The 17,901-nt window shown below is 64.3% G+C and carries 15 protein-coding genes; 8 read left to right on the forward strand and 7 right to left on the reverse strand.

Features of this window, described 5'->3' with window-relative positions; translation table 11 throughout:
• Together CI41S_RS42720 and CI41S_RS42725 are read right to left on the reverse strand one after the other, a co-directional pair.
• Positions 1-445: transposase (locus CI41S_RS42720; RefSeq protein ID WP_244626876.1), on the reverse strand; the 445-nt coding region annotated here is incomplete at its 3' end.
• A 275-nt stretch (positions 446-720) separates the two neighbouring features.
• Positions 721-1,962 (reverse strand): LLM class flavin-dependent oxidoreductase, encoded by a 1,242-nt coding sequence (locus CI41S_RS42725; RefSeq protein ID WP_139487482.1) that lies wholly within the window; start codon positions 1,960-1,962, stop codon positions 721-723.
• Between the two features lie 290 nt (positions 1,963-2,252).
• Between CI41S_RS42725 and CI41S_RS42730 the strand changes: the two genes are divergently transcribed.
• Complete coding sequence (locus tag CI41S_RS42730) at positions 2,253-3,653, forward strand: MFS transporter (RefSeq protein ID WP_139864926.1); 1,401 nt, start codon at positions 2,253-2,255, stop codon at positions 3,651-3,653.
• A 185-nt stretch (positions 3,654-3,838) separates the two neighbouring features.
• Positions 3,839-5,026, forward strand: coding sequence for an extracellular catalytic domain type 1 short-chain-length polyhydroxyalkanoate depolymerase (locus CI41S_RS42735; RefSeq protein ID WP_172628417.1), 1,188 nt, complete (start codon positions 3,839-3,841; stop codon positions 5,024-5,026).
• Between the two features lie 133 nt (positions 5,027-5,159).
• Here CI41S_RS42735 and CI41S_RS42740 read toward each other — a convergent pair whose 3' ends face one another.
• The gene (locus tag CI41S_RS42740; protein ID WP_139487479.1) at positions 5,160-5,828 is read right to left on the reverse strand and encodes an MBL fold metallo-hydrolase; all 669 of its coding nucleotides are present in this window, start codon (positions 5,826-5,828) and stop codon (positions 5,160-5,162) included.
• A 169-nt stretch (positions 5,829-5,997) separates the two neighbouring features.
• Between CI41S_RS42740 and CI41S_RS42745 the strand changes: the two genes are divergently transcribed.
• Together CI41S_RS42745 and CI41S_RS42750 are read left to right on the forward strand one after the other, a co-directional pair.
• Positions 5,998-6,807, forward strand: a complete 810-nt coding sequence (locus CI41S_RS42745) for an RMD1 family protein (protein WP_139487478.1) — start codon at positions 5,998-6,000, stop codon at positions 6,805-6,807.
• A gap of 223 nt (positions 6,808-7,030) precedes the next feature.
• The gene (locus CI41S_RS42750; protein ID WP_139864928.1) at positions 7,031-8,647 is read left to right on the forward strand and encodes an alpha-amylase family glycosyl hydrolase; all 1,617 of its coding nucleotides are present in this window, start codon (positions 7,031-7,033) and stop codon (positions 8,645-8,647) included.
• Here the strand turns inward: CI41S_RS42750 and CI41S_RS42755 are convergent.
• The gene (locus tag CI41S_RS42755) at positions 8,644-10,335 is read right to left on the reverse strand and encodes an alpha-amylase family protein (RefSeq protein WP_139864929.1); all 1,692 of its coding nucleotides are present in this window, start codon (positions 10,333-10,335) and stop codon (positions 8,644-8,646) included. The two genes, CI41S_RS42750 and CI41S_RS42755, sit on opposite strands and share 4 nt — an antisense overlap.
• A gap of 116 nt (positions 10,336-10,451) precedes the next feature.
• Complete coding sequence (locus CI41S_RS42760; RefSeq protein WP_139864930.1) at positions 10,452-11,573, reverse strand: vWA domain-containing protein; 1,122 nt, start codon at positions 11,571-11,573, stop codon at positions 10,452-10,454.
• A gap of 147 nt (positions 11,574-11,720) precedes the next feature.
• Between CI41S_RS42760 and CI41S_RS42765 the strand changes: the two genes are divergently transcribed.
• The gene (locus tag CI41S_RS42765; RefSeq protein ID WP_139864931.1) at positions 11,721-12,203 is read left to right on the forward strand and encodes an MmcB family DNA repair protein; all 483 of its coding nucleotides are present in this window, start codon (positions 11,721-11,723) and stop codon (positions 12,201-12,203) included.
• Between the two features lie 341 nt (positions 12,204-12,544).
• On the opposite strand, the gene CI41S_RS42770 is transcribed toward CI41S_RS42765, so the two are convergent.
• Both CI41S_RS42770 and CI41S_RS42775 read right to left on the reverse strand, forming a co-directional pair.
• Positions 12,545-13,099: an ActR/PrrA/RegA family redox response regulator transcription factor gene (locus CI41S_RS42770; protein ID WP_139487473.1), complete on the reverse strand. Its 555-nt coding sequence runs from the start codon at positions 13,097-13,099 to the stop codon at positions 12,545-12,547.
• 122 nt (positions 13,100-13,221) lie between these two features.
• Positions 13,222-14,541 (reverse strand): ActS/PrrB/RegB family redox-sensitive histidine kinase, encoded by a 1,320-nt coding sequence (locus CI41S_RS42775; RefSeq protein ID WP_139864932.1) that lies wholly within the window; start codon positions 14,539-14,541, stop codon positions 13,222-13,224.
• Between the two features lie 120 nt (positions 14,542-14,661).
• Between CI41S_RS42775 and CI41S_RS42780 the strand changes: the two genes are divergently transcribed.
• From CI41S_RS42780 to CI41S_RS42790, 3 genes are all read left to right on the forward strand, one after another.
• Positions 14,662-15,480, forward strand: a complete 819-nt coding sequence (locus tag CI41S_RS42780; protein WP_139864933.1) for an ABC transporter ATP-binding protein — start codon at positions 14,662-14,664, stop codon at positions 15,478-15,480.
• Positions 15,477-16,301, forward strand: coding sequence for an ABC transporter permease (locus CI41S_RS42785; RefSeq protein WP_139864934.1), 825 nt, complete (start codon positions 15,477-15,479; stop codon positions 16,299-16,301). The genes CI41S_RS42780 and CI41S_RS42785 overlap by 4 nt, the downstream gene beginning before the upstream one ends.
• A gap of 128 nt (positions 16,302-16,429) precedes the next feature.
• Positions 16,430-17,758: a polyhydroxyalkanoate depolymerase gene (locus tag CI41S_RS42790; protein WP_139864937.1), complete on the forward strand. Its 1,329-nt coding sequence runs from the start codon at positions 16,430-16,432 to the stop codon at positions 17,756-17,758.
• Positions 17,759-17,901 lie beyond the last annotated feature (143 nt).

The raw sequence follows: 17,901 nt of genomic DNA on the forward strand, positions 1-17,901 counted from the left end.
CAACGTGCTCCACCAGTAGCTGCTCCAAAAGCTCTGGATGCGCGGTGCGGAACTCCGACAGGCTATGGTAGTTCACGCTGACCCCACCGCACAGCCAGCGATACGCATCATGGCTTTCGCACAGCCGTGCCAGCGCCCGGGCACTGCCGACACCCTGGCTCGTGGCAAACAACCACAACGCCAGTTGCAGGCGTGGGCTGACCGGCGCTTGACCCGGACCATGGGCACGCGCCCGAACGGTCCCTTCAAGCGCGCTCAGATCGAGCCTCTCGACATAGGCCCAGATCACGCGTGCCGGATGCTCAGCCGGCAGCAACGCCTCAAGATCGACCGCCCGCAGCTCAACTTGATCGCGGACAGGCTCGCGAAGCCGGGCGCTTCCCGGCCAGTCCCGCGCAACCGCCTCTGCTTCAGGTAGATCACCAAACAGTGTTTCGCGTGACATCCGTGCCTCCATCGACCTTGAAAGCAGGGAATCATCCGACTCACGCTTACGCAAACAGAAACCCGCCAAATCACATAGATTCACAGCCTCTGAGGTGCGAGCCTCTTCGGCGAGCCTCGAAGGATGCACGGCCCCGCTGGTGGCCGTCGATCCTTCGAGGCTCGCAAGAGCTCGCACCTCAGGATGACGGTTCTAACAGCGAGGTGGCGAGGACAATTCTTGAATCGTCCCGGCCTGCGCCGGGACGATAGTTTGATGAAGTGCGGATTAGCGCATCACGCCTTCTGCTTGGCGGCGGCCTTCTGCAGGTCCGGGGCGTTGACGGCGGGGATGGCGACGCGGCCGGGGCCGGTTTGTTGGAGCGCGGCGGCGGCCTTGTCGTTTTCCATGATCTTGGCCATCACCGCCTGGCCGGCGCGCTCGAATACCGCGCGGTTGTCGATCAGGAACTGGCGCGAGGTGCGCAGGCCGTCGATAAAGCCGTTGATCTCCGGGATCACGTAGCGCGCCACCAGGTCCCAGCTGCGGCGGGTGTTTTCCGGATTGGCCCAGTCATGCGCGAAGCCGACGATGGTGCCGACGCCGCCGGACACCTGCACCAGATTCTTGATCATCTTCACGAGATCGTCCGGCGTGCCGATGGTCGAGGCGGCGCCGTCGACGAACGCGGTCTTGTCGACCGCCTCGTCCGGCGAAGCAAACGCGGTGAGGCCCGGCCGCATCAGGGTGCCGACATTATATTCGTTGTGCCAGCGCATCAGGCCGGCGCCGGCCTCGCGCCGCGCCTGCTCGCGGGTCTCGGCGATGTGCCACGACAGCAGCACGCGCCAGTTCGAACGGCTCACCGTGGTGCCGGCCTTTTTGGCGGCGTCCTCGGCGAACTGCCACTGCTGCGGCAGCGCCATCAGGCCTTGGGTCGACATCGAGCCCAGCGAGATGATGCCGATGCCGTATTTGCCGGCGAGCGTCATGCCCGAGGGCGAGATCTGCGAGGCCACCACGAACGGCATCTCCTCCTGTAGCGGCAGGATCTGCAGCGCGGCGTCGTGCATCTGGAACCAGTCGCTCTTCGCGGTGACGCGCTCGCCGTTGAACAGGCGGCGGATCACCGCGATCGCCTCGTCCTGGCGGTCGCGCTGGGTCATCGGGTCGATGCCGAGTGTATGCGCGTCGGAGGCCAGCGCGCCCGGGCCGGAACCGAAGATGGCACGGCCGCCGGTCATGTGGTCGAGCTGCACCATACGCTGCGCGACGTTGAACGGATGGTGATAGGGCAGCGAGATCACGCCGGTGCCGAGCTTGATCCGCTTGGTGCGCTCGCCGGCGGCGGCCAAAAACATTTCCGGCGAGGCGATGGTCTCCCAGCCCGAGGAGTGATGCTCGCCGCACCAGAACTCGTCGTAACCGAGCGCGTCGAGCTGCTCGACGAAATCGAGGTCGCGGCGGAATTGTAGCATCGGATGCTCGCCAATCGGGTGATGCGGGGCGAGGAAGGCTCCGAACTTGAGGCGCGCCATAGGTCGTTCTCTCCGGATCATCGTTATTGGGGGCTTTGCGCCAACCTACGGGGTGGGCCGGGGCAAGGCAATGCTTCGAGCCTGCGGCGCCCGCATGGTTGTTGCGCAAATCGGCGGCGATTGCCGCCGTCCGGAATGTTTCCCAGCGGCTCAACGCAAGTCGCGGCACATGCCGGCCGCGGTGCTGGATGACGCAACCGTGAGCGCGCGCTTACGTCCGAGGTAATCGAGACGATGACGGGAATCTGCTGATGATGACGGCGACGGATGTTCAGGCAGGATCGCAGCGCATGCACCAGATGGTTTCGACGCGAGCGGAGACCTCCCGCCACTGGTGGGTGCTTGCGATCGTCGTCGCCGCGCAATTCATGTTCGGCGTCGATGCCTTCATCGTCAATGTCGCGATCCCGACCATCGCCGTGGAGCTTCATGCAAGCGCCGCGCAGATCGAGGCGGTGATCGCGATCTATCTGATCGCCTATGCCACGCTGGTGGTGACCGGCGGCCGGCTCGGCGACATCCATGGCACCAAGACCGTGTTCATCGCCGGCGTCGCGGGCTTTTCGCTGACCTCGCTGTGGTGCGGCCTGGCGCAATCCGGCCTCGAACTGATCCTCGCGCGGCTGGCGCAGGGCGCGACCGCGGCACTGATGGTGCCGCAGGTCCTGGCGACGCTGCATTTGTTGTTCGCCGATGGCGCGCGGGCACGCGCCTTCGGCATCTACGGCATCGTGCTGGGATTGGCGGGCGCCGCCGGCTTCCTGCTCGGCGGCGTGCTGGTAACGCTCGATCTCGCCGGCCTCGGCTGGCGCGCGGTGTTCTTCGTCAACGTTCCCTGCGGCATCGTCATCATCGCGGCTGCGCTGAAAATCATGCCGACGGCGCCGCGCCGGCCCGGCTCACGGCTGGATATTCCCGGTGCGGTCGTGCTGTTCGCGGGGCTGCTGTGCCTGATCGGCCCGCTGTTGTTCGGCCACGATCTCGGCTGGGCGGCGCCGGTGTGGCTTGCGATGGCGGCAGGCGTTGCCGTGATCGCAGCCTTCGTGCGGCTGGAGCACGTTGTGGCGCGCCGCGGCAGCATGCCGCTGATCGATCTGTCGCTGTTGTCGGATCCGGCGTTCATGCGCGGGTTGGTCGCGGTGTTTTTCTTCTTCTTTGCCAACCTGTCGTTCTATCTGATCATGACGATCTTCATGCAGAAGGGCCTGGGGATTCCGCCGCTGCAGGCCGGACTGGTGTTCGTGCCGCTGGCGCTGACCTTCGTGGTGGCGTCGCGCCACAGCGGTGTGCGCGCGAAGCACCGCGGCACCTTGGTGCTGATCGAAGGCTGCGTCTTGCAGATCGCAGGTCTCGCCGTGCTCGTTGCGACGGTCGAGACGGTGGCAGCGCCGTCGGCGTTGTTGCTCGCGCTGGTGCTGATGATCTTCGGCTACGGCCAGGGACTGGTGATGGCGCCGCTGTCGAGCGCAGTGCTCTCGAGCGTAAAGCCGGCGAGCGCCGGCGCCGGCTCCGGCATGTACGGCACTACGACGCAGATAGGCAACGCCGCCGGCGTTGCCGCGATCGGCGCGGTATTCTTTGCTGTCGAAACGTTCATGTCCGCGCGCGTGGCGCTATCGGCGGCATGCGCATTGTTTGTGCTGTCGATCACGATTTCAGCCGCATTTCTGTCATGGATGCGCCGTGCGTGAGCATGATCCGAGAAGCTGGTGACAAGCTTTTTGAAAGAATCGTTGCGCAAGCAAGAACATGCTCACGAATTAACGCCGATTCTCACATTTCAGGGGAATGACCGCATACGGTCTTTTTATTTTGCACTGCAGCAACTATCTGTTGAGGTGAATTCCCAGAAGCGCAATCACCTCAGGAGTTGCTGTTGTCACTGGTCAACAACATCGATTTTCTGCGCCGTCTTCCCAAGCTGAATGGCTTCAGCGGATTGGGAGCGTATGCGCAGGGCGCAACCGCCGCCGTTCCGACGCCGCTGGTCGAGACCAGCGAGTTCGGCTCGAACCCGGGCGCGCTGAAGATGTTTTCGTTCGTGCCGGCGCAGCTGGCGCGGTCGCCCGCGCTCGTCGTCGTGCTGCATGGCTGCGGTCAGACCGCGGCGTCCTATGATCTCGGCGCCGGCTGGTCGACGCTTGCCGAGCATTACGGCTTCGCGCTGCTGATGCCGGAGCAGCAGTCGACCAACAACGGCAACACCTGCTTCAATTGGTTCAATCCGGACGACATCGCGCGCGGCAGCGGCGAGGCCAGCTCGATCAGGCAGATGATCGGGCACATGGCGGTGACGCACAAGATCGATCTGCGGCGCATCCATGTGACCGGGCTGTCCGCCGGCGGCGCGATGGCCTCCGTCATGCTCGCGACCTATCCGGATGTGTTTGCGAGCGGCGCCATCATCGCCGGTCTGCCGTTCGGCGTTGCCAATGATCTGCGCGAGGCGCTGCAGGCGATGATGCAGGGCAGTGCGCTGTCGGCGCCCGAGCTCGGCGATCGCGTGCGCAAGGCGTCGAACTACAACGGCGACTGGCCGAAGATCTCGGTGTGGCACGGCAGCGCCGACCGCACCGTCGTTCCCGCCAATGCCGATGCGATCGTCCGGCAGTGGCTCGATCTGCACGGCCTGCCGCCGACGGCGATGTCGAAGGCGATGGTCGATGGTTATCCGCGCGAGGTCTGGTGGAATGCCGATGGTCAGACGCTGGTCGAGTCCTACACCATCACCGACATGGCGCACGGCACGCCGCTCGGGCTTGCCGGCAATGACCAGCGCTATGGCGTCGAGGGCGCGTTCCTGATCGAGGCGGGGATCTCCTCGTCCTATCACATCGCAAGCTTCTTCGGCCTGACCGATCAGGTGCGCCAGCCGCACATCGCTCCGACCGGAGTCCCGCGCGAGCGCGCCGACACCATCTCGATGACGATACCGGTGCCGGCGGCGGAGCCCGAACCCGTTGCCGGCCGGCGCAGCAGCAGGCCGCGGGCGCCGCGCAGCAACCGCGTCAATGTCAGCCGCGTCATCACGCGGGCGCTGACCGCCGCGGGGCTGATGAAGTAGCGAGCGAGCATGATCCGGAAAAGTGTGCAGCGGTTTTCCCTCGCGACAAACGCGAAGCGTTTGCGCGGAGATCATGCTCAAACAGCAAGCGGAAGCGCGATGATCATTCATCGCGCTTCAGCGCGCGGCGCGCTTACATCTCGCCGGTCAGGAACGGGTTCGTCAGCCGCTCCTGGCCGATGCTGGAGCCCGCGCCATGACCGCAGATGAAGCCGACGTCGTCGCCAAGCGGCAGCAGCTTCTGCGTGATCGACTGGATCAGCGTCTGGTGGCTGCCGCCCGGCAGGTCGGTGCGTCCGACCGAGCCGGCGAACAGCACGTCGCCGACATGGGCGAACTTCAGCTCCTTGCTGAAGAACACCACACTGCCCGGCGAATGGCCGGGGCAGTGCAGGATGTCGAAGGTGAGGTCGCCGATCGAAACCTGGTCGCCCTCGTCGAGCCAGCGGTCGGGACCGAAATTGCGCACCCCGGTCATGCCGAAACGTTCGCCGCTGGAGACGACGTTCTCGAGCAGATATTTGTCGGCGATATGCGGACCCTCGATCTTGACCTGCAGCGCGTCGCGCAACTCGGCGGCGCCGCCGACATGGTCGATATGGCCGTGGGTCAGCCAGATCTTCTCCACCGTCACGCCGGTCTGCTTGATCGCGGCCTGGATCTTCGGCACGTCGCCGCCGGGGTCGATCACGACCGCCTTCTTGGTCGGCTCGTGCCAGATGATGGTGCAGTTCTGCTCGAACAGCGTCACCGGCACGATGATCGCGCCAGCCTTCGGTTTGGTCTCGGTTTTGTCATCCATGCGGTCACCATAGGCTTTGCGGAAGTGCCGTCAACACGGGCCGGAAATGCGCTGGACCCGGCGTGTGATCCCCAAACGGGCCGTGATAAGGTCACGGCGCGCCAATTCGAGAGCATCCGGCATGCGATTGCTCTCGGCCACGACTTAAGCCCTCGCAGTCCGGAATTCCATGACCCAGGCCTCCAAATCGCCGCTCGGCGGACCCCGGACCACTGCGCGCGCCTTCTTCGTCGCGGACCGCATCAACACGTCCGGCCTGGAACGCGGCGACGTGCTGGCGACGACGCCGCTGGCGTTCCGCGTCAACGACAATGGCGTGGCGGTCCTGTTCCGCTACGGCGTCGTGGTGCTGATCGGGCTGAACGCGCTGGAGGAAGATGAATTCTTGCGCAGCCTGCAGTCGCGCATGACCGGCACCTTCACGCGGCGCGAGGAGGAGATCGCGATCATCGAGCTCGCCTCGGAAAAGGACGACCAGATACCGCCGGGCGGTCCGATCTATCTGCAGAGCCTGTCGCCGGAGCGGCTGATCCTGGTCGGCGAGGCGCTGGCGAAAAGCGTGGTGCTGGCGCGGCATGAGCGCGAGGTCGCGGCGGTGTTCGACTCCACCGAGCCGTTCGCGCGCGAGCTCGCCAAGGGCGGCCGCTTTCGCGGCGGCCGCGCCGCGATCCTGAAGCACATCGGCAACGCGCTGTCGGTGCGGCATCGCGTCTCCGGCCCGGTCGAGGTATCGGAGAAGCCCGACATTCTGTGGGACAAGCCGCATCTCGAGCGGCTCTACGCCCGGCTCGAGGACGAGTACGAGCTGAAGGAGCGCGCCGAGTCGCTGAACCGCAAGCTCGCCGTCGTCGCCGAGACCGCGCAGGTCTTGACCGACATCATCGACACCAGCCGCTCGCTGCGGCTCGAGCTGATCATCGTTTTTCTGATCCTGTTCGAGGTGCTGATCACGATCTACCAGCTCGCGACAAGGCACTGAGCCGCGGAGCCGTAGCCCGGATGCAGCCAACGGGTCGCGCGAAGGCGCGCCCGATGGCAGGCTCCGCGAAATCCGGGGCAACTGGACCCGATGGCAGGAATCCCGGATTGCGCTTGGCTTCATCTGGGCTACGCGTCATTTTCTGTCCCGAATTGCAGGTCATCCCTGAACCAACCGGCGAGATAGAGCGTTACCTCGCCCGGGCATGAGATGGGGGGACGGAATGGATCAGGGCGACAGCGACTGGTGGCGGCACGGCATCTTCTATCAGGTCTATCCGCGCTCGTTTCAGGACACCGACGGCGACGGCGTCGGCGATCTCAGGGGCATCATCGAGCGGCTGCCTTATCTGACGCGGCTCGGCGTCGACGCGATCTGGCTGTCGCCGATCTTTCCGTCGCCGATGGTCGATTTCGGCTACGACATTTCCGACTACACCGGCATCGATCCGCTGTTCGGGACGATGGAGGATTTCGACGAGCTGGTCGCGGCCGTGCACGATGCCGGCCTCAAGCTGATCCTCGATCTGGTGCCGAACCACACCTCGGATCAGCATCCCTGGTTCATCGAGGCAAAGAGCGCGCGCGATAATCCGAGGCGCGACTGGTACATCTGGCGCGATCCGGGGCCGGACGGCGGGCCGCCCAATAACTGGCTGTCGGAGTTCGGCGGCAGCGCCTGGACTTACGACGAGACGTCCGGCCAGTACTACTATCACGCCTTCCTCGCCCAGCAGCCCGATCTCAACTGGCGCAATCCCGCGGTGAGGGAAGCGATCTATGAGGTGATGCGCGTCTGGCTGCGCAAGGGCGTCGACGGCTTTCGCGTCGACGTGATCTGGCACCTGATCAAGGACGCCGATTTTCGCGACAACCCGCCGAACCCGCATTACCTCGAGGGCCGGCCGCCGCACGAAAAAATCCTCACGCAATATTCGACCGACCAGGCGGAGGTGCACGAGGTCATCACCGAGATGCGCCGCGTCACGGACGAATTCGACGACCGCGTGCTGATCGGCGAGGTCTATCTGCCGCTGCACCGGCTGGTCGCCTATTACGGCAACGATCTGCGCGGCGCGCAGATGCCGTTCAATTTCGCGCTGCTGTCGACGCTGTGGAGCGCACGCTCGGTGGAGAAGATCATCGCCGACTACGAGAAGGCGCTGCCGCCGGGCGCCTGGCCGAACTGGGTGCTCGGCAATCACGACCGGCCGCGGGTGGCGAGCCGGGTCGGCCCGGCGCAAGTGGGCGTCGCGGCGATGCTGCTGTTGACGCTGCGCGGCACGCCGACGCTGTATTACGGCGACGAACTCGGCATGCGCCAGCAGCCGATCGCGCCGGATCAGGTGCGCGACCCCTTCGAGAAAAATGTGCCCGGCCTCGGCGTCGGCCGCGACGGCTGCCGCACCCCGATGCAGTGGAGCGCCGAGCGCTACGCCGGCTTTTCGACCGCGCAGCCATGGCTGCCGCTGGCGCATGATTTTGCCAGCGACAATGTCGCGAGCCTGGAGGCGGACCCGGCGTCGATCCTGAGCTTCTACAAGGCGCTGATCGCACTGCGCCGCCAACTGCCGCAGCTGGTTCGCGGCAGCTACGAGCCGGTGGGCGCGCATGGCGACGTGCTGCTGTACCGGCGGCGCAGCGTCGACGGCGTCGCGGTGATCGCGCTGAATTTCGGCACCGCGCCTGCGACCATCACCTCCAGCGCAATCGGCTTCAGCAACGTGATCCTGCTGTCGACCTTCATGGACCGGCAAGGCGAGAAGGTCGAAGGCATGCTCGATCTGCGCGCCAATGAGGGCGTGATCCTCGGGCCGCCTCAGCATCAGGACGACGGCTAGCGTGGCAGGCGGGGCGTTTTGGTGTCGATGTCGCTGCGCTTGAGCAGATAGTCGAGCCCGCCGACGCGGTACCAGCGATAGCCGTAGCCTTCGATCAGCAGCTTGTGGCGGCCGCGATCGTCGGCGCGGCTGTGGTCCTCGGTCAAGAGGTTGACCAGAAGCTTGCCGGCCTCGCCGGGGAGGCCGACGCTGAACGCGACCTCGCGCGGCGGTTCGGCGAGATTATGGATGAACAGCACCGAGTTGTTTCGCCAGTCGTATTGGATGATCAGCATCGCCGGATCGCGGACGGTGATCACCTTGAAATCGCCCCAACCAACCTCGGGGACTTCCTTGCGCATGCGGATGATCCGCTCGGTCCAGTTCAGGAGCGAATTCGGGTCGCGCCGCTGCTTGGCGGCGTTGACGTGCTCGTAGCCATACGCGCCCTTGTCGATCACAGGCACGCAGGGCCGATCGCTTTCGGTGAAGCCGGCATGCGGCTCGGTCGACCACTGCATCGGGGTGCGTGCGCAGTTGCGTTCGGGGAGGGCGAGATCGTCGCCCATGCCGAGCTCGTCGCCGTATCGGATCACGGGCGTGCCGGGAAGCGTGCACATCAGGCTGTAGGCGAGCTCGAGGCGACGGCGGTCGCCACCAAGCATGGGCGCCAGACGCCGGCGAATGCCGCGGTCGTAGAGCTGCATGCTTTTGTCCGGACCGAACGCCTTGAACACGGTCTCGCGCTGTGCCTTGGTGAGGCGGCCGAGGTCGAGCTCATCATGGTTGCGCAGGAACAGGCCCCATTGCGCCGTCGCCGGCCGCGGCTTGGTGGCCGCCAGCGATTTCGTCAGCGGCCGCGAGTCGCCGGATGCCAGCGCGTAGAACAGATTCTGGTTGACCTGGAAGTTGAACATCATCTGCATGCGCTCGCCGTCGCGGCCGAAATAATTCATGTCGGTCTCGGGCAGCACATTGGCTTCGGCGAGGATGATCGCGTCGCCCTGCCGCCATTGCAGGAACTCGCGAAACGATCGCAGCATGTCGTATTGCTCGACCGGCTTGCGTACCTTGGCGCCCTTGGTGGAGATCACGAACGGCACCGCGTCCATGCGAAAGCCGGAGACGCCGAGCTGGATCCAGAACCCCATGATCTTGAGGATCTCGGCCTGCACGTGCGGGTTCGACGTGTTCAGGTCAGGCTGGAAATCGTAGAAGCGATGGAAGTACCAAGCGCCCGCCCGCTTGTCGCGCGTCCAGGTTGACTTCTGCACGCCGGGAAACACCATCCCCTTGTCGGCATTGGCAGGCCGCTTGTCGGACCAGACATACCAGTCGCGATGCGGCGAATCCTTCGTGCTGCGCGCCGATTGAAACCAGCCGTGCTGATCCGAGGTGTGGTTGACGACGAGGTCGATGATCACGCGCATGCCACGCTGCTTGCAGCCATGGGCGAACTCGACGAAATCACCCAGCGTGCCGTAGCGCGGATCGACGCCGTAATAGTCGGAGATATCGTAGCCATTGTCCCGGCCGGGCGAAGGCTGGAACGGCATCAGCCAGATCGTGGTGATGCCAAGTCCGTTCAGATAGTCGAGGCGCCGCAGCAGACCCCTGAAATCGCCGATGCCGTCGCCATTGGCATCCATATAGGTGCCGACGGAGAGGCAATAGATCACTCCGTTCTTGTACCAAAGGTCGTCGATCACCAGGCAACCCTCTTCGATCCGCGCCGTGCCGGCGGCCGAAGGATAAGCGGTAAGGTGGCGGCGGGTTCCTGAGGAGCGCCGACCGCAAAGCGCGGTCGACGCTTCCCGAGGAGTGGCTACCGCTTGATCTGCGCCTTCAGCGTGTCCTCGACCACGCGATCGAACGACGAGGCTTTTGGCGGCGCCTTGGCGCGGTGCTCGGCGACATATTTGTCGCGCTTGGCGACCAGGGCGGCGAGCTTCTCGTTCAGCGCCTTGCGTTGCGCGATCTGTCTGGTGATCTCGGCGGAGCGCTGCTCGGGCTGCATGGCGCGGAGGTTGTCGGGCAGCTCTTCCTCCTTGACCTTCGCCACGTCGTTACGGCCGGCGGCGACGTCGGCCACCAGGTCGCCATCGCCGGTGACGGCCTCCGACGTCGTTTTCGCGCGTTTGTTGATGAAACTCGCCATTTCCGAGGCGCGTGCCGGCGATGCGGCGGCGACGCTGGACAATTGCTGCGTCTTGGACTCGGTCCGCTTCTGCAGCGCACGCCGGCCGTAGGGGATCACCGTGCCGTTGATCTCGCGCTGCAGGATGATGATCTCCTCATCGAACGGCGTCTCGATGGTGACGATCTGGCCGCCGTCCTGCGGGATCGGGATGAACTCGCCATTGCCGTTCTGGGCAATGTCGCGCCACACCCGCTCGGTGTCCTGCGCATTGCCGGCGAGCACGGCGTTGACGATGATGTCCTGCTGCTTGGCGGTCGCCAGCGTGATCGGATATTTGGTGTCCTGCGCGTAGTCCATGTGCGGCGGCGCATCGCCGACCAGGAACACGATACGCGTGCTGTCGCGCGCGTGGGTCCATTGCATCTTGTTGACCGCGACATCGAGCGCCTCGTTGACGCTCTCCGGCCAGTCGCCGCCGCCGCGCGCCTTCAACTCGAGCAAATTGGCGTAGAGGTCCTGGATGTCGCGCGTCAGCTCGATTTTCTTCGTGACGTACTCGTCGCCGATGTCGCGATAGGCGACGAGGCCCATGCGGATGTCGGCGTCGGGATTGGAATCGACGATCGCGGACGCGATCGACCAGATCTTGCGTTTGGCGCCCTCGATCAAACCGCCCATCGAGCCGGTGGTGTCGAGCACGAAGGCGACCTCGACGACCGGCTTGGCGATCGCCTGCGACAGGCCGGCGGATAGCGGAAGGGTTGCGAGAGCGAAGGCGAGCGAGAGAAGCGTGATGCGTGACCTCATGGGTCTCCTCCAGTGGTTCCGTCCCCTCGGAACCAAAGTTCCATCGGCTTCGCGGTGGCTTGAGGCCGGAATCAAGGCGGCTTCCTCGCCAATTTGCGGCCGATTCCGGCGCTGCCGCAGATGAACGGAATCGGTTAGTCTTGGCGCATGGAATCGCCCGCCCGCCAGATCGCCCTCGTGCCTGCGCCCGACCGGCGCCAGTCGGAGACCGCGCTCGCGATCGCGCGCGGCACTGCGAGGCTTTTGAGATCGCTGGGATTTTCCTGCATCAGCGAGTTGCCGCTGCCGTCCGGCCGAAGAGCCGATCTGGTGGCGCTGAACGAGCGCGGCGAGATCTGGATCGTCGAGATCAAGTCGTCGGTGGAGGATCTGCGCACTGATCAGAAATGGCAGGACTACCGGATGCATTGCGACCGGCTGTTCTTTGCCTTCACGCAGGACCTGCCGTGCGAGATCTTCCCCGAAGACACCGGGCTGATCATCGCCGACGCCTACGGCGCGCACCTGCACTGCGAGGCGCCGGAGCACCGCCTGCCGGCCGCCACCCGCAAGGCGATGACGGTGCGCTTCGCCATGGCCGCGGCGCAGCGGATCAACCGTCTGGTCGACCCGCAAGGGCATGAGTTTTAGTCGGAAGCGCGATCGTGAGCCTCGAAGGATGCATCGGCCACCAGCCGGGCCGTTCATCCTTCGAGGCTCGCAAGAGCTCGCACCTCAGGATGACGGTGTTGGTTTGCTCAGCTTGCTCGGTGTCATCACCCGGCTTGACCGGGTGATCCAGTATTCCAGAGACGCCGGTGATAGAAGCGAGAGGCCGCGGCGTACTAGATCGCCCGGTCCATGTGCGCAATTGCGCACCGGCCGGGCGATGACAGCGGTGGGTGAGGACAAAGCTTCACACCCTCTCAGGATGACGGGAAACGAAAATGGCCGGGACGATGCCCGGCCATTCGAAATTCTGAAACGACTGCTTACCTTGGCGCGCGCTTGGCGAGGATGCGCTGCAGGGTACGGCGGTGCATGTTGAGGCGGCGCGCGGTCTCCGAGACGTTGCGGTTGCACATCTCGTAGATGCGCTGGATGTGCTCCCAGCGCACGCGGTCCGCCGACATCGGGTTGGTCGGCAGTTCGGATTTCTCGGTGCCGGTCGCGAGCAGCGCGGCGACGACGTCGTCGGCGTCCGCAGGCTTCGAGAGATAATCGACGGCGCCCATCTTCACCGCGGTGACGGCGGTGGCGATGTTGCCGTAGCCGGTCAGCACGATCGCGCGCGCATCGGGACGCTTGCGCTTCAGCGCCGAGACGACGTCGAGGCCGTTGCCGTCGCCAAGCCTGAGGTCGACGACCGCGAACGCGGGCGCGGCGCGGCCGATCTCGGCGATGCCGTCGGACACCGTGTCGCATGACTTCACCGCAAAGCCGCGCGTCTCCATTGCGCGCGACAGGCGCTCCAGGAAAGGCTTGTCGTCCTCGACGATGAGGAGCGAGCGGTCAGCAAGGTCATTCAATTCGGCGATTGCGTTCACGGTCCATTTTTTCCCAGTGGCAGATAGCCAATTATATGGTGCACCAGTGCGGCGCTGCCAAGGCAGCCGAAAGTCGCGGATGCTGCATCCGTAATGCCAGCAGTTGCGGTTAAGAATCGTTCTTAAGACGCTGCCTCGGCAGCAGGCGTTTCATCTTCGAAGCGGTCGCGCGGCCAGGCGATCTGCACAATGGCGCCGTGATCGGGGAAGATGCGATTGGTAAACGAGACCTTGGCGCCGGTGCGCTCCAGCAGTGTCCTGGCGATGAAAACACCGAGACCGAGGCCCCCGCGGGCGGATTGGGCCTCATCCGTGCCCCGGCGGCGCGACAGATACGGCTCCCCGATCCGCTTCAGCATGTCAGGCGCGATGCCCGGACCGTCGTCGGAAATCACGATCTCGACGGTTTCGGCATTCCACCATGCATTCACCTCGACGGTCTGGTGCGCGAAATCGACGGCATTTTCCAGAATGTTTCCGACGCCATAAAGGATTGCCGGGTTGCGCGCGGCGACCGGCTCGCGCGTTGCTGCGACAGCTAGCCGCACCTTGATGTTGACGCCGAAATCGCGATGCGGCGCCACCGCCTCCTCGATCAAGGTCGACAGCTTCATGGTGTCGAACGGCGCGCCGCTCGAGGACAGCTGCGCGATCTTGCTCAGGATGTCGCGGCAGCGCTGCGCCTGTTCGCGCACGGTCTTGAGGTCGGCGGCGATCGCCGGTTCATGCACCGTCTTCTCGAGCTCGCGCGAGATCAGGAAGATCGTCGACAGCGGCGTGCCGAGCTCGTGCGCCGCGGCGGCGGCAAGGCCGTCGAGCTGGGTCAGATGCTGCTCGCGCGTCAGCACCAGCTCGGTCGCGGCGAGCGCGTCGGAGAGTTGCCGCGCCTCCTCGGTGACCTGGAAGGCGTAGAGGCTGGTGACGCCGATCGCGAGCAGGATCGAAAGCCAGACACCGATCAGGTAGATCGGCGGCAGCACCAGAGGGTCGTCGGCATCCCAGGGCAACGGCAGATGGTAGAAGAACAGCGCCGAGGCGCAGGCGACCGCGAGGCAGCCGAGCCCGATCGTCAGCCGGATCGGCAGCACCGTGGCCGAGATCAATACCGGCGCCAGAAACAGGAACGAGAACGGGTTCTGCAGGCCGCCGGTGAAATACAGCAAGCCGCCGAGCTCGACGATGTTGAAGGCGAGCAGGGTCGCGGCGTAGCCCGGCTCCAGCCGCTGCATCGGGTTGAACGCGACCTGCAGCGACAGATTGAGCAGCGCCGAGAACGCCACGATGCTGACACAGGGCACGATCGGAACATCGAATTCCAGGCCCTGGGCGACGATGAAGATCGCAACGAGCTGGCCGAGCGCGGCCAGCCAGCGCAGCCGCAGGATGGTATCGAGGCGGACATAGCGGCGTGGCTGGCGGAAATCGGAGAGGACGTCGGTCATTCCAGGACTTTAGCGGTGCAGTGGGCGGCGCACAAATTCGCGACATGACGCAGCCTAACCGTGCAAGCCTTGGTCGCCTAAGCCTTGCGCTTATTGTCGCAATAGCTCAATGACGGGCCTATGCAGCAGGTCGATACAGGGCGGGAGCGGGCGGCCAACGACGCGTTCACGACCGATCAGGGTGGATCGGCCGCGATCGACGTGGCGCATCTGGTCAAGGTCTACAAGACCACCCGCGCCGTCGATGACATTTCCTTCCGCATTACGCGCGGCAGCATCACCGGCCTGCTCGGCGGCAACGGTGCCGGCAAGACCACGACGATCGCGATGATCATGGGGCTGGTGCTGCCGACGTCGGGCACCGTCCACGTGCTGGGCGCGAAAATCCCCGAGCAGCGCTATGACGTGCTCGGCCGGATGAATTTCGAAAGCCCCTATGTCGACATGCCGATGCGGCTCACGGTGCGGCAGAACCTGACCATCTTCGGGCGTCTCTACGCGGTGAAGCATTTGCGCGAGCGGATCGACCGGTTGGCCGAAGATCTCGACCTGAAGGATTTTCTCGATCGCGCCAACGGCAAGCTCTCGGCCGGGCAGAAGACCCGTGTCGCCCTGGCGAAGGCGCTGATCAACGAGCCTGACTTGTTGCTGCTGGACGAGCCGACTGCGTCGCTCGACCCTGACACTGCGGACTGGGTGCGGCAGCATCTCGAGACCTATCGCAAGACCCACAACGCGACCATCCTGCTGGCGTCCCACAACATGCTGGAGGTCGAGCGGCTCTGCGACCGCGTCATCATCATGAAGCGTGGCAAGATCGAGGACGACGACAGTCCTGAACGGATCATGGCGCGCTACAACCGCGACACTCTGGAAGAGGTGTTTCTCGACGTCGCGCGCGGCCGGGTGCGTGAGGGCGCGCCAGAGGGCACATCATGAGCGACATCGTCAGCCATCCGCATAGCGGCATCTCACTGCAGCGCATCAACGCGATGGTGCTGCGCTACTGGTATCTCCTGATGTCGTCCTGGCCGCGGCTATTGGAGCTGGTCTACTGGCCGGCGCTGCAGATCATCACCTGGGGCTTTCTGCAGAATTACATCTCGCAGGCCTCCGGCTTCTTCGCCAAGGCCGGCGGCACGCTGATCGGCGCCGTCATCCTGTGGGACATCCTGTTCCGCGGCCAGCTCGGCTTCTCGATCTCGTTTCTCGAAGAGATGTGGGCGCGCAATCTCGGCAACCTGATGATGAGCCCGCTGAAGCCGATCGAATTCCTGCTGTCGCTGATGATCATGAGCATCATCCGGCTTGCCATCGGCGTGATCCCGATGACGCTGATGGCGCTGTTCTTTTTCGGCTTCAATTTCTACGCCATCGGGCTGCCGCTGATCGCCTTCTTCTGCAATCTGATCTTCACCAGCTGGTCGGTCGGCGTGTTCGCCTCGGGCCTCGTGCTGCGCAACGGGCTGGGGGCGGAGAGCATCGTCTGGACGCTGATGTTTGCGGTGATGCCGCTCGCCTGCATCTATTACCCGGTCGAAGTGCTGCCGACCTGGCTGCAACATGTCGCCTGGACCCTGCCACCGACCTATGTGTTCGAGGGCATGCGGTCGCTGCTGATCGATCACGTCTTCCGCGCCGACCTGATGGCGTGGGCATTGGTCATCAACGCGATGCTGTTCGCTGCCTCTTTTGCGATCTTCCTTGCCCTTTTACAGAGCGCCAAGCGCAACGGCTCGCTGCTGTCAGGTGGTGAATAAATGTCACTTTCTCGTGGATTCTCGGTGTTTTAGCCCGGGTTGACCCCATATTTCGACAAGCGGCGCATTGACGCATTGTTATGCTGTCGTCAGTATGCTGCGGCGCAAAACAGGGGTCTGAAACAGCTATGCCCATCGGTGAATTTGGCGGCGTACCGCCACTGGCTAGAGAAGGCGGTCCGGCATTCACGACGCCGCTGTACTGGATGTACGAGATGGGGCATGCCTCGCTCAATCCGGCGCGCGCGGTCACCGACGCCACCAAGATCCTGTTTCAGAATCCGCTCAATCCGTGGACGCACACCCACTTCGGCAAGTCGATCGCCGCCGCCTGCGAGGTGTTCGAGCGGACCACCCGCCGCTATGGCAAGCCGGAATGGAACTTGCCGACCACCGAGGTGAACGGCATCCGCACCGCGGTCGAGGTGCGGACGATCTGGGAGAAGCCGTTCTGCCGTCTGCTGCATTTCGATCGCAAGCTGACGCGGCCGCTGCGCTCACCGCAGCCGCGGGTGCTGATCGTGGCGCCGATGTCGGGTCACTACGCGACACTGCTGCGCGGCACCGTCGAAGCCTTCCTGCCGACGCATGAGGTCTACATCACCGACTGGGCCGATGCGCGCATGGTGCCGCTCGCGGAGGGCCGTTTCGACCTCGATGACTACGTCGACTATGTGATCGAGATGCTGCATGCGCTCGGCGGCAACATGCACGTCATCGCGGTGTGCCAGCCGTCGGTGCCGGTGGTTGCGGCCGTCTCGGTGATGGAAGCCAACAACGATCCGTTCGTGCCGCTGTCGATGACGCTGATGGGCGGCCCGATCGATACGCGGCGCAATCCGACCGCGGTCAACGACCTCGCGGCCGAGCGCGGCATCGAGTGGTTCCGCAACAATGTCATCACCAAGGTGCCGTTCCCGCATCCGGGCGTGATGCGCGACGTCTATCCGGGCTTCCTGCAGCTCAACGGCTTCATCAGCATGAACCTCGATCGGCACATGGACGCGCACAAGTCGCTGTTTGCCAATCTGGTCAAGGGTGACGGCGATCTCGTCGACAAGCACCGCGAATTCTATGACGAATATCTCGCGGTGATGGACCTCACCGCGGAGTATTACCTGCAGACCGTCGATCTCGTGTTCGTCAAGCATGCGCTGCCGAAGGGCGAGATGACCCATCGCGGCAAGCCGGTCGATCCCTCAAAAATCCGCCGCGTCGCGCTGATGACGGTGGAAGGCGAGAAGGACGACATCTCCGGTCTCGGTCAGACCGAAGCGACACACGGGCTCTGCACCTCGATTCCCAACCATCGCCGCGTGCACTACGTGCAGAAGGGCGTCGGGCACTACGGTGTGTTCAACGGATCGCGGTTCCGCTCTGAAATCGTGCCGCGGATCTCCGATTTCATGGTTTCGGCGACGAATACGCGGCTTTCCCTGGTCGCGGCGGCCGAATAGGTGTCAACCCGGTCTCGATTTCGGCGGTCGCATAAGCCGTTGAGTTGACTAAAAAAATCTCGAATCCGGTGAAGCTCAAAGGGTGAATCTTTCCTCACCCTTTGGGCGTTGTTTTCAAGACCGATTCAGTCCAAAAATACCGG

The sequence above is a fragment of the Bradyrhizobium ivorense genome, from assembly GCF_900696085.1.
GTDB classification, from domain to species: domain Bacteria; phylum Pseudomonadota; class Alphaproteobacteria; order Rhizobiales; family Xanthobacteraceae; genus Bradyrhizobium; species Bradyrhizobium ivorense.

What these genes read in the sequence shown, in the direction of transcription:
- CI41S_RS42760 (WP_139864930.1), bottom strand. Translation starts at nt 11,573, where the DNA reads ATGAGGTCACGCATCACGCTTCTCTCGCTCGCCTTCGCTCTCGCAACC.
- CI41S_RS42785 (WP_139864934.1), top strand. Translation starts at nt 15,477, where the DNA reads ATGAGCGACATCGTCAGCCATCCGCATAGCGGCATCTCACTGCAGCGC.
- CI41S_RS42750 (WP_139864928.1), top strand. Translation starts at nt 7,031, where the DNA reads ATGGATCAGGGCGACAGCGACTGGTGGCGGCACGGCATCTTCTATCAG.
- CI41S_RS42745 (WP_139487478.1), top strand. Translation starts at nt 5,998, where the DNA reads ATGACCCAGGCCTCCAAATCGCCGCTCGGCGGACCCCGGACCACTGCG.
- CI41S_RS42775 (WP_139864932.1), bottom strand. Translation starts at nt 14,541, where the DNA reads ATGACCGACGTCCTCTCCGATTTCCGCCAGCCACGCCGCTATGTCCGC.
- CI41S_RS42740 (WP_139487479.1), bottom strand. Translation starts at nt 5,828, where the DNA reads ATGGATGACAAAACCGAGACCAAACCGAAGGCTGGCGCGATCATCGTG.
- CI41S_RS42730 (WP_139864926.1), top strand. Translation starts at nt 2,253, where the DNA reads ATGCACCAGATGGTTTCGACGCGAGCGGAGACCTCCCGCCACTGGTGG.
- CI41S_RS42790 (WP_139864937.1), top strand. Translation starts at nt 16,430, where the DNA reads ATGCCCATCGGTGAATTTGGCGGCGTACCGCCACTGGCTAGAGAAGGC.
- CI41S_RS42765 (WP_139864931.1), top strand. Translation starts at nt 11,721, where the DNA reads ATGGAATCGCCCGCCCGCCAGATCGCCCTCGTGCCTGCGCCCGACCGG.
- CI41S_RS42725 (WP_139487482.1), bottom strand. Translation starts at nt 1,962, where the DNA reads ATGGCGCGCCTCAAGTTCGGAGCCTTCCTCGCCCCGCATCACCCGATT.
- CI41S_RS42780 (WP_139864933.1), top strand. Translation starts at nt 14,662, where the DNA reads ATGCAGCAGGTCGATACAGGGCGGGAGCGGGCGGCCAACGACGCGTTC.